This is a genomic window from Frankia sp. CcMO1 (assembly GCF_977945845.1).
In genome coordinates this window covers 1-11,579 of sequence record NZ_CDWTMG010000144.1, presented here as the reverse complement: position 1 = coordinate 11,579, position 11,579 = coordinate 1, and the positions used below count along the sequence as shown (strand labels likewise).

General features: G+C 67.9%; 10 protein-coding genes. 2 read left to right on the top strand and 8 right to left on the bottom strand.

Annotated elements, in window-relative coordinates; genetic code table 11:
* Positions 1 to 727: 727 nt before the first annotated feature.
* A complete protein-coding gene (locus AC08OU_RS16445) occupies positions 728 to 1,057 on the top strand; it encodes a YrdB family protein (RefSeq protein WP_476601209.1) in 330 nt (109 codons plus the stop codon).
* A gap of 3 nt (positions 1,058 to 1,060) precedes the next feature.
* Here AC08OU_RS16445 and AC08OU_RS16440 read toward each other — a convergent pair whose 3' ends face one another.
* The 8 genes from AC08OU_RS16440 to AC08OU_RS16405 form a co-directional block, all read right to left on the bottom strand.
* A complete protein-coding gene (locus tag AC08OU_RS16440; RefSeq protein ID WP_476601207.1) occupies positions 1,061 to 1,558 on the bottom strand; it encodes an SRPBCC family protein in 498 nt (165 codons plus the stop codon).
* A gap of 571 nt (positions 1,559 to 2,129) precedes the next feature.
* Entirely contained in the window at positions 2,130 to 2,432 is a 303-nt protein-coding gene (locus tag AC08OU_RS16435) for a hypothetical protein (RefSeq protein ID WP_476601205.1), read from the bottom strand.
* Entirely contained in the window at positions 2,429 to 2,731 is a 303-nt protein-coding gene (locus tag AC08OU_RS16430; RefSeq protein ID WP_476601204.1) for an ArsR/SmtB family transcription factor, read from the bottom strand. The genes AC08OU_RS16435 and AC08OU_RS16430 overlap by 4 nt, the downstream gene beginning before the upstream one ends.
* 44 nt (positions 2,732 to 2,775) lie before the next feature.
* Positions 2,776 to 3,132, bottom strand: a complete 357-nt coding sequence (locus AC08OU_RS16425) for an AMP-binding enzyme (RefSeq protein ID WP_476601203.1) — start codon at positions 3,130 to 3,132, stop codon at positions 2,776 to 2,778.
* Between the two features lie 84 nt (positions 3,133 to 3,216).
* Entirely contained in the window at positions 3,217 to 4,218 is a 1,002-nt protein-coding gene (locus AC08OU_RS16420) for a glycoside hydrolase family 26 protein (RefSeq protein WP_476601201.1), read from the bottom strand.
* Positions 4,219 to 4,381: 163 nt separating this feature from the next.
* A complete protein-coding gene (locus AC08OU_RS16415) occupies positions 4,382 to 6,574 on the bottom strand; it encodes an acyltransferase family protein (RefSeq protein ID WP_476601199.1) in 2,193 nt (730 codons plus the stop codon).
* A 40-nt stretch (positions 6,575 to 6,614) separates the two neighbouring features.
* The gene (locus tag AC08OU_RS16410) at positions 6,615 to 6,755 is read right to left on the bottom strand and encodes a hypothetical protein (protein WP_023842071.1); all 141 of its coding nucleotides are present in this window, start codon (positions 6,753 to 6,755) and stop codon (positions 6,615 to 6,617) included.
* Positions 6,756 to 6,761: 6 nt separating this feature from the next.
* A complete protein-coding gene (locus AC08OU_RS16405) occupies positions 6,762 to 8,378 on the bottom strand; it encodes a glycosyltransferase family 2 protein (RefSeq protein ID WP_476601197.1) in 1,617 nt (538 codons plus the stop codon).
* A gap of 813 nt (positions 8,379 to 9,191) precedes the next feature.
* Between AC08OU_RS16405 and AC08OU_RS16400 the strand changes: the two genes are divergently transcribed.
* A partial coding sequence (locus AC08OU_RS16400; RefSeq protein ID WP_476605243.1) for a WD40 repeat domain-containing serine/threonine protein kinase occupies positions 9,192 to 11,579 on the top strand: 2,388 nt, incomplete at its 3' end.

Here is an 11,579-nt window from a genome sequence, read left to right as displayed (position 1 = left end):
GTCCCCCAAGGACACGGTACCGCCTCTTTCTGGAACCGCTGTGTTCGCCTTCGCGGTGCATCCACGGCTCCCTTGGTCCAGAACTCAACGGTCCGTAACCCGCGTTCGCGGGCGGGCCTGTGAACGTCAGCGCATGGCTACGATTTCCGGAGTATGGTCCTACGATATCAGACCATTCCCCTTGATTGAGGTCAAGGGGAAGTACCTTAGGAGTCGAAATGAAATAACTTGCGCGTTTCGAACCCTCCACAGGCCTGTGACCTGCGATGATGCTCTCGATCACGTATTTGTTACTTCATTACGTCCCCTTAGAGTGGTGGAGATCGCAGAAGGTTGCCGGCCGTCTGAGGCAGGTAGCGCCGCATCGGCCCAGGTTTTTCCTGTTACGGGGGACGCGCCGGCCGGGTCCCGTGTTTGCCGGGCTGGTCGTTTGATGCAGGGTAGGCTGTTGGTGAAGGCCGCCCGGGTCGGGGAGTGGGCGGCGGCGAGTAACACCGCGACCACCGCGTCCAGGCCAGCATGATTCGCTGCCACCTCATCTGGCGGAGTAAGCACGCCGACGGCCGACGTCTACGTCAGGTTGTCAAGCGGGCAAACGGTGCCTGATGCGGCAGTAGTTCCCAGAATCGCAATTCACTCCCCGGGAAGGCCCGCTATGTTCCCTCTCATGGGTTCGTCTGGCGCAGATGGCGGTACCCCGCGCAGCGGCGTGGTGGGCGGGTCGATCATGTTTTTCGCTTTCTTGTCCGAACTCGCGATGCTGGGCACTTTGGCGGGTGCCGGACTCGATCTCGCCTCGTCAGCCGTCGTCGGTGTTGCCTTGGCGGTCCTGCTGCCGCTGATGGCGGCCGTCGGCTGGGGGGTGTGGCTCGCCCCCGCGTCACGACGTCGGCTTCGCGGGCCGGCGCTGCTGATGGTGAAGATCCTCCTGTTCTGTCTGACCGCGATCGCCACGGCGCTGGCTGGGCATCGCGTCTGGGCAGTGGTGTTCGCGGTCACAGCGATCGCCGCGACGGCCGGTGGTCACCGCATCGACAGCCGAACCCAGGCGCGGTGAAGGTCACGCCTTTTCGGCGGCCTTCCTAAGCGCCGTGAGCCAGTCATTCAGCCCGCTGCGGAGTTTCGTGCTGCTGAAGATGAGGCCGAGGAAGGGCATAGACATCGATTCCATGATCGTGGCCCGCACCGTACCGTCCGGTGTCCGTTCGAGAACGTTGCGGTGAACAGCCTTGATGCCGGCGGAGACCCCACTCCAGGTGATCTCGTGGAGTGGATCGACGACCGCCAGGGTCGAGCGGACCCGTGACTTCCCGTTGACCCAGATGAAGGACGTATCGACGGCCACCCCGCCGTGAACCTGCACGTCCCGGACGGCGGGGCTCCACGCCGGCCACCGGTCTATCTCGCTGATCAGCCGCCATACCTTCTCGGTCGGCGCGGCCACGGAGATCTCCGCCGTGGCCTTCACCGGCGCCTTTTCGTCGAGCACGCGCTTCTTGGCGTATTCTTCGTGAAGCTCGGCGATGCCGGGCCCGCGGTAGAATAGATTCGATGTCATATCCGCTCCTTCGGTCTTTCGACCTGGTTGTCGCCGGTGGGTCTGGTCGGGTGCTGGAACGGTTGGCCGGCAATGATGATCTTGAGTACCCGTATGTTGTGGGGGCGAGGTGGGGGCGGGACCGCCACGAGGGTCGGGCCGACCGCGACAGGCGGGGGCGTTGTGCCCTCGCCGCTCGGTCGGTCGAGCTGTCCGACATGATCGATATCTTTCGGTCCCGGGCCATCGCCAGTGGTTGCTAACGCCGTTAGCCGACGCTAGCTAACAACGTTGGTGACGGTCAAGGGGCGTGCGGAAGGTCGCCGGTCCGGGGCGTCGCGGAGTAGCAGCAGGTAGGGGCTACCGAGGGGGATGGCCTCGTGACGGAGGCTTCGGCCTCCGTCTTTCGCCGAGGTTGATCATATGCTGTTAATGATCTAGAAGGCTTGGGGCGGCGTCAGCCGCCGTCCCAGCCGACTACCCGGAGTAGCCCGGTCCCTCCGCCGGGCGCAGCGCCTGACTGTCGTCATGAGCGCCACCCTGCCAGAGGCGTCGAGGGACCGGGATCTGCTCAGTGTTTGTCTCAGTGACCTCAGTGTTCGTCCCAGTGACCGTCGTGGGCGGCGTGTCGGTGGCCGTCGTGGACGTAGTCGACGTGGTCGTGGTGCGGAACGGCGACGTGCCCACATCCCGCCGCATGGTGGTGCGCATGCTCGGCGTGCTCGCTGTGGCCGGCGGGGTCGCAGTCGTCGGCGTGGTCCTCGTGCATGCGGTGCAGATGCCCGTCGTGGACGTAGTCGACGTGGTCGGCGTGCGGGACCGCCACGTGCCCGCAGCCCTCGGCGTGGGCGTGCTCCTCGGCGGTGTGGTGGGGCAGGTGGGTGGTCGTGGTCATGGGGTTTCCTCCTGTACGTGGGTGAGGGCGTCGCGCACGATGTGCGCGACGTGGTCGTCGGTCAGCCGGTAGGCAATCTCGCGTCCTCGGCGCGCCGATGCCACCAGGCCCGCTCCCCGCAGGACCCGAAGGTGCTGGGAGACCAGCGGCTGACTGACCCCGACCGCGGCGACGATCTCGTGGACGCAGCGCGGACCGTCCGCCAGCTCGGCGATCATGGCGAGCCGCACCGGGGCGGCCAACGCGCGCAGCAGCCCGCTGGCCGCCTCCAGGGCGTCCGGCGAGATCGCATCAGCCACATGCACACATTAGCATTTATTCATGGGTCGTGCCTGTGTGTATCTCAACAATCGCTATCGGTACTGGCAACGGTTGTCGCATCGGGAATCAGCGTGGCGAGAGCACGTTTGTTGATCTTCTCGGCCGGGGTCAGCGGGAACACGTCGACGACCTGGAGCTGGTCGGGCAGCTTGTACGCGGCGAGTTCCCGGTCGCGCAGGAAGGCCGTGAGCTCGCTCAGCCGCGGCGGTTGACCGGATGCGATGATGCAGGCGCAGGAGCGTTCCCCCAGCGCGGCGTCGGCGACGGGCACGATGGCGACGCCCGCGACACCAGGGTGGGCGCGCAGGTGGTCTTCGACCTCCTCCGCGGAGACCTTGTCTCCAGCGCGATTGATCACGTCCTTGAGCCGGCCCTCCACAACCAGGTGTCCGGGAAACGGGGCTCACCTCACGGACCGCTGGACCCGGCTGGCCAGCCGACTCCGGAACGCTCCTCGCGGTGGTCAGCAGGCGACTCTCCCGGCGAGCAGGCTCGCCCGGAAGGCGGCGAGGTCGGCCTCCGAGTCGTCGTACCGCCAGTCACCCTTCACGCCGTCCTTGATGTTCATCGCCGTCCAGACGAACCCCAGCACCTGGGGGTGGCTCTGCAGCCAGCTGCCGAACGAGGCGATCCAGCTGGTCTTGTACTGGTCCCGCTGGGCGCCCACCTCGGTCAGCAGGACCGGCTTGGCCGATAGCGCGGCCAGTTGGGCCATGGACGGGTCGTACGTCTGCGCGGCGGAGCTCTCCTGCACGCCGTACCCTGTCAGACCCATCAGGTCGACCCACTTGTCGCCGGGGTAGTACTCGGCCAGCGGCGTTCCCGACGTCCCGCGGAGCACGTTCGGCGACCACACCCACAGCGCATTCGAGACGCCGGCGTCTCGGAAGAGGCCGACCACGTGCTGCCATGCCGCCACGAACAGCGCCGGTGTGTTCGAGCCAACCGACGCCCACGGGTACCAGTAGCCGTTCATCTCGTGGGCGAACCGGATCAGGACGGGGCGTCCGTACTTCTTCACTACCATCGCGATGGCCCGGTAGTGGTCATCCCACCGGCCCTCGATGGTCTTGTCGAGCGTGAAGTCGCTCTGGTTGACCCCCTTGTCCGGGTTCCACGGCTCGACCGTCACGATCGGTGTCACCGGCACCGCGCCGAGCACCGTTGGGTCCAGGCCGTGGGCCACGGAGACGAAGAACTGGGCCATCGCCGGCAGGCAGCCCGTCGTGCGCGCAACCTCGCCCAGCGACGCCTGGCTGATGCCGGGCACCGTGACGCCGAACTGCGGACGGGTCCTGAACACGGTTTCGACGGTCGCCCGCGACGGCTCGGCGCCGCGAGCGGCGCCGCCGGTGGCGCCGCTCGGGGGCACAGGTTCCCGCGACGGGCCGTCGCCGGGGGAGCTGCAGGCGAAAACCAGTACGCTCGCCGCCACCATCAGGCAGACGGCAGACCGCCGTCGCATCAGCGCCTCCCCACCAGGTACCTCGGCCGTCTGGCTGGTACGTCCGCCGAACAATGACCGAAATCCAAACAATGACTGAAAAGTGTACAGGCGTCCTGAAATACGGCCTTGGCGCACCTCGTTGGCGAGGCTACCCGACGCCCGGATTCCACCGGGACCGAAGTCAGGAACGCGATGTGCCCGCGGTCTGGCTTGACTGGAGCAGAGGTCCCCGCGACGGTAGCTGTACCTTGGTGACCAGCGCGTGTTCGAGCGCCGGCCCGAGCATGACCGCTGCCGTGTTCGTGATGTGGGAGTCGTCGCGGTACAGCAGCACGCTGCCCCGTACGGCCGGGCAGGGTCCGGTCCCCGGGCACAGGATGACGTTCAGGTCGACCGCGCTGACCGCTGGTTCGCGGCCCTCGACGACCGCCTGCAGCAGCGGGTCGCGGGGCAGTCCGGAATCCCGCGGGAACGAGCACGACCGCCAGTTGTCGATTGCGCCGGAAATACACGCTGGAATGTCTTCCGGTGGATTCGGGGTGTCGACGATGTAGACCAGCGGAGCACCCAGGGACGCGAGCCGTGCGATCGTGTTCCGCCATCCCGCCACAACCTTTTCTTCGTCGCCGGTGTACCGGTTGTACGTACTCAGGAAGATCACGTCCGGCTTTGGTTCCGCGGCGAGCCGGCGAAACGTGTTCTCTCGCCAGGTGTCGCACTCGGTGAACTCCCGGCCGAGCTGCTCGCTGCGGACCGAGATAGCGGGTAACGGGCAGCCGACCTTGGTCAGCACCTCCACCGACCAGTCGCTGCCGCGGGCCATGTGGTAGACCGCCCCGAACCACTGGGCGGCGTGCGAGTCCCCCAACAGGACCACCCGGCCGGTGGCGCCGTCGGTGTTCAGCTGGCAGGGCGGGCTCGTGGTCTGGCGGGGACTTACCATGCAGCCGTCCGGAAGCCGCGGCAGGTCGTCGTACGCGGACCAAGGCGCGGGCGTCACCGGGCCGCTCAACAGGCCGCCGGGTTGGTCGAACGGGTCACGCACCACCGTGGCCGCGGGCAGGTGCGGCAGCACCGCCACCGCGTCCCGGCCACCGCCCCGCATCCGCTGCAGCGCATCGGTGCCGACCAGCATGCCGGTGGCGGCCGGCAGCAACGTCGCGGTGACGGCGATGGCGAGGCCACGACGCCAGCCCGACGCCGCGACCGCCGAGAGCCGCACCGGACGCTCGACCAGCCGCACCGACAGCTCGGCCGGCACGGCGCAGGCCGCGACCGCTGCCGTGCGCGCCTGCCAGCTCAGGTCTCCCACCCGCGCCTCGACCAGGACGAGCACGGCCCAGTGCCACAGGTACAGGCTGTACGACCGGCTTCCGATGACGGTCAGCACCCTGGTCCCCAACAACCGGCCCGCACCCGCCCGGAGGCTGCGGTGTCCCGGGTGGACGCCGGTACCCGCCGCGATGACCGCTGCCGCGCCGAAGGTGGGCAACAAGGCCGCCGTGCCCGGGTAGACCGTCACGCTGTCGTAACTGACGACGGCGGCCACCACCGCCACGCACCCCGCCCAGCCGAGCACGATCCTCACCCCGGTGACGGTGCGGCCGCGGTCGAGTCTGGCGAGCGCCGGCGCGGCGAAGGCGAGCAGCGCACCGACGCCGAACTGCCACGCCCGGGCCGGCGAGCCCAGGTAGGCGACCGGCGTCTCCACCAGGGTCCAGTGCAGCGACAGCGCCAACGACAGGGCGACGAGCCCGAGCGTGACCGGGACCGCGACGGCGGCCAGCGACATCGTGGCGCGCCGGGCGAACAGCACGACGAGCAGCAGGAGCAGCGGCCAGACGAGGTAGAACTGCTCCTCCACGCTGAGCGACCAGAAGTGCAGCACCGGACTGGGGTCCCGACCGCTGGCGAGGTAGTCGGTCTGGTTCGAGATGAACCGCCAGTTGACCAGGTAGACCGAGGCCGCCGCGACGTCGTGCACCGTCTCCGCCTGGCGCAGCGGCGGCATCGTCAGCCAGCTCGCCACGGTGACGAACACCAGGACGACGCAGGCCGCCGGCAGGATGCGCCTGGCCCGGCGCGCGTAGAACCCCGCCAGGCTTATCCGACCGGTGACCTCGGCCTCCCGCACGAGCAGGCTGGTGATGAGGAACCCCGAGACAACGAAGAACACGTCGACCCCGATGAAGCCGCCAGCGGCGTGGGGGACCTGACCGTGGTAACACAGCACGGGCAGCACAGCCAGGGCGCGTAGCCCTTCGATGTCGGGGCGGAAACCGAGCCGTTCCTCGATCCGCACCAGACCCGGGTGGGGTCGCCGCAGCGGCACGGTGACCGTGCCGTCCGTGACCGCGCCGTCCGTCGTCCTCATGGTCCTCATGCCGACCGCTCTCATGGCCCGTCTGGCCTGATCAGTGCCATAGCACGGTCGGGTCGACCCAGCCGGTGGCCAGCAACGCGATGACCGCCAGGCCGACGGTGATCGCCAGCCCGTCGGGCCAGCGCAGGTGCTCGGAGGCCGGGAAGTCCAGGTCGTCGTCGTGACGTTCCACGTCGCTTCACCCCTGGCGCAGGGCCGCGCTGGCGGGTGGAGCGCCGTGCGAGGGCGAGACCGGTGCGCTGTTGGCCGGCGCGTTGTGGGCCGGCGCGCTGTAGGCCTGCGGACCGCCGGTCCATGCCCGGACCACGGAGTCGGGCTGAGACTGCCTGGCGCGGTGCCTGCTGCGTGCCGGCCGGTCGCCGCGCCCCACGAGCAGGCGGCTAAGCTCGAACAGGAGCGGGATGCTCAGATAGCTGTGGCCGAGCTGGAACAGAATCATGAGCCAAAAGTTTTCCCAGCCGAACCGCCAGACGTCGAGAGCGATGCCGATCCATGTCGCGCACGTCGTCAACAGCAGCCAGTAGAAGGCGGTCCGAGCCACGCTGCGGACCAGCGGGTTCCCCCCTTTGCGCACGGAGCCGGTCGCCACCCAGGATGCCGTGCGACCACGCACCATGTGCAGGATCGCGACAGCGTGGCAGAAGCTGTACACAAGTTGTACCCGCAGCACTTCGAAACGCCATCGACCGCGGCTGGTAGCCGGGAGCAGGACCAGCAACACCCAGGCTGCGGCCAGGAACGGCAGAAAGTTATAGGGCCGCACCAGCTCCGGGTAGACGTACACCATCAACAGGCCAGGCATGTTAATGGTAAAGACGTTGATCGCAGTGGAAATATAGTAGAGGAACCCGCTCCAGAAGCAGGCCCGCTGTTTCCAGTCGAGCTTGATGTGGCGTAGCTGACGGGTCCGCAGCAGGGCCATGGAACCGCTGCACCAGCGGTACTGTTGGTTGATGAAACCGGCCAGGTCAGCCGGGCACAGGCCGGTCGCCAGCACCACCGGTACATAGCGGGTGGTGTAGCCCGCCGCCAGCAGCTTGACACCGGTGAAGACGTCCTCGCTGTGTTCTATCTGGGCGAAGCCGCCCGCCTTCCGCAGGCTGCCGCGCCGGTAGATCGCATTGGTTCCGACGCAGATCGGGACGCCGACGGCGTCGCGGGACGGCTGCACCCAGCGGTAGAAGAGCTCCTGGGTGGCGCCGGCGGTCCGCTGCAGCCAGCCCATCGACCGTTTCGTGTCGAAGTGCTGCGGGCTCTGCACGATACCGACGTCCGGGTCGTCGAGGTACGGTGCCAGGTGAAAGAGGTAGTCCGGCCGCGGGCAGAAGTCGGCGTCGAAGATGGCGATGTAGTCGCCGGGCGAGTGCTCGAGCCCGAACTGGATGTTACCGGCCTTCTTCATCCGGCCGCGGTCCGGCCGGCTCAGGTAGCTGAAGCCGTGGGCGGCGGCCGCGGCGGCGATCTCCGGGCGGCCGCTGTCGTCGAGGACGTACGTTCGTAGCTGCCCCGGCCACCTGACCCGGGCGATGTGTGAATAGGTGTTGAGCAACACCGGGAGGGGTTCGCCCGCACTGGGAAGAAAGATGTCGACGCTGGGGTAGTAGATCGACCGCCAGTCGCGGACCAGGCTCTCATGGCTCTGTCTGGTTACGCGCCGCCGGTGCTGGGTGGCCACAATCGTGAAGGCCGAACAAACCGCGTTGAGCCCGAGTAGCAGGAGAAACACCCACAACGCCGACGCCAGCAGCGTGAACTTGAACAGGCTGAACGAGGCAAGGGTGAATGACGCGGTCATGCACAGTAGTACCCAGCGACGCTGTCGGCCGAGGTAGGCGTACACCAGTCGGTCCGACGGCGGGCTCGGCAGCGACTCGCTCCGAGGTCCTGGGATCGACGTTCTTTGGACCGACGCTCTTGGGATCGGTGTTCCGTCGACGGCACCGCTCCTTGGCGCAATCCGATCCGCGGCATATTCCCTGGGGGGCATCACCGAGGCCGCGACGGAAGAGTCTCCCCTTTGTTCGCCCAGCTCGGCGGCAAGGAACTCCTCGCCAAGATCGACCTCCACGGTCCCCCCGGTACCTTTTGATCAAGGTTGATGGTAGTCAATGGGGTCTTATGGGGACCGTTGCGAGCGACCGTTACGGAGTCGAAATGAAATAACTTGCGCGTTTCGAACCCTCCACAGGCCTGTGACCTGCGATGATGCTCTCGATCACGTATTTGTTACTTCATTACGTCCCCTACGAGGGATAGCCCCGGTACCCTTTGATCAATGCTGATGGTAGCCCATGTGGGCCGTTGCGACCCGGTGGCCCCGGCATCGCCAGGGCCGCCGCGACCGATACCATCAACGGGAAGTTGCCACGCAATTACGATGCGCTACGTCGGGCTCTCGGGGTGGGCCGCGCCGTGAACGCGCCTTCAGGCACCTCTAGAATCCAGGCACAAATTCCGTCGTGAGCCGGTTGCCAGAATTCAGGGCTGCTAACGGAGACGGTAGGCACTCATGCGTGCGGCGCCGCGGTGCGCAATGAGTGCGCGTGGAGGTCAGGTTCCGACGGGAGGGGGCGGCCGTGGGTTCGCACACCGCGCGGCGACGGTTGCCGTGACGACGCCTGACGGGTCAGTTCCGTGGGACGTGGCAAACTCCCGCGCGACACCGCTGCTCGACAGTGACCCCGTCACCGTCGGGACGTACCAGCTCGTGGCGAGGCTGGGCCAAGGCGGGATGGGAATCGTCTACCTCGGCAGGAGCCGGGACGGGCGGCCCGTGGCCGTCAAGGTCGTCCGTACCGACCTCGCGCGGCAGCCCGAGTTCCTGGCCAGGTTCCGCCGTGAGGCCGAAGTCGCCCAGCGGGTCGCCCGGTTCTGCACCGCGGAGGTGCTCGAGGTCGACGTCGAGGCCGATCGCCCATATCTGGTGACGGAGTTCATCGACGGTCCCACGCTCGCGGACGCGATCGCCGCCAACGGTCCCATGGCCGAGGCCGACCTCGAACGCCTCGCCATCTCGGTCGCGGCGGCGCTCACCGCCATCCACGCCGCGGGAATGATCCATCGTGACCTGAAGCCGTCGAACGTCCTGCTATCGCGACTCGGTCCGCGGGTCATCGACTTCGGCATCGCGCGCGCGATGGATTCCACGACCTCGCTGACGACCTCCACCGGCCTGATCGGCACTCCCGCTTTCATGGCTCCCGAACAGGCGCGCGGCGAGCTGGTCACGGCGGCCGCGGACATCTTCGCCTGGGGCGGAGTGGTGACGTTCGCGGGCACCGGGATCGGCCCGTTCGGTAAGGCGACGACCCCGGTCCTGCTGTATCGGGCGGTGCACGAGGCACCCAAGATCGACAGCCTGCCCGATGGACTCCGTTCGATCGTGGCAAAAACGATGTCCAAGGAGCCGGCGGACCGGCCGACCGCCAGCGATCTCTACCAGTCCCTCCTCGGCCTGTCCAACGTCGACTCCAACGTCGACGCGGCGGTGCGAGACGAAGCTGGCCCGACCGCCGTCACCCTGGTTACGGATCCGCCGGTCAAGCCGCCGGCGCGGATAGACGCCGGAGCCTCGCGGACACCGTCTGACTCCGAGGGTTCCGTCGGTTCCGCCAATCCGGCGATGCCACCGCCGAGCGACGACATCCTGTCGCCACTGGACCGTCCGGCACCCGGCCGCGGTCACCCCGAGGGTGGCGAGCCGAAGCAGCAGCGGCGCGGCCGGTGGCAGCGGCGCACGGTGGTGTCGCTGGTGGCCAGTCTCTGCGCCGTCGCGGTAGCGGTGACGGCCACCCTCATGTTCGTCATCCACAAGGACCCCGCTTCGGTCCCCGAGAGCATCGAGGTGTCGCGCCGGCTGGCGAGCGAGGCGGCGGCCAGCACGACACAACCGCAGCTGGCCCGCCAACTTGCGCTGGCGGCCTACCGTGTCGAGCCCACCGAGGAGGCCCAGCGCAGCCTGATTGAGAACTTCGGCGGGGTAGAGATCAGTACGCTGGCCGGCCACACCGACCGGGTGATCGGTGTACGGTTCAGCCTCAACGGCAGAATGCTGGTGACGGGAAGCGACGACAGCACCGTCCGGCTCTGGGACATCAGCAACCCCACGGCCTCCAGACCGCTCGCGGTCATCCCGGGGGACAGCGGTACCTTCCTGCAGGGCGGCTTCAGCGCGGACGGGCGGCTGCTGTCGACATCCACCGACGACCACATTGTCCGGCTCTGGGACATCTCCGTGCCCGAGCGGCCCAGGTCGCTGGCAGTGCTGCGGGACGTCAACAACAGCGTTGCCTTCGCGGTCGGCGGAAAGACCATGGCTACCGCCGGCACCGACAACACCGCCAAGTTGTGGGACATCACCGATCCCCACCAGCCGCGGTTGGCGGCCACCCTTGTGGGACACACCGACTGGGTCAACAGCGTGGCCTTCAGCCCGGACGGGAGGATGCTCGCGACCGGCAGCCACGACCGGACCATCCGGCTCTGGGACGTGTCGACCCCGACCCGGCCCACGCCGCTCGCGATCCTCAACGGGCACGAGAACGCGGTGCTCGGGCTCGCCTTCCGGCCCGACGGCAGGATTCTCGGATCGACCTCGGCGGACCGGTCCGCCCGGCTATGGGACATCGCCACGCCGACGGAACCGAAAATGCTATACACCTTTACCGACCGATCGGACTGGGTGAGTAGCGTTGCCTTCCGCGTCGACCTGCACCTGATGGGCACGACCGCGCGGAAGGCCGCCCGGCTGTGGGACATCTCCGACCCGCGTAATCCCCGGCCGGCCGGCGGCCTGCTCGGGCACACGGCGACGGTGCGGCGCGTCCAGTTCAGCCCGGACGGCACACTGGCCGCCACCTCCGGCGACGACAACACCGCCCGGTTGTGGGACATCGACCCGGCCCATATCGCCAAACGTGCCTGCACCGACCCGACGGCCGTGATGAGCGAGGCCGAGTGGGAGCGGCACGCCCCGGAGATCCCCTACCCGTCGCGG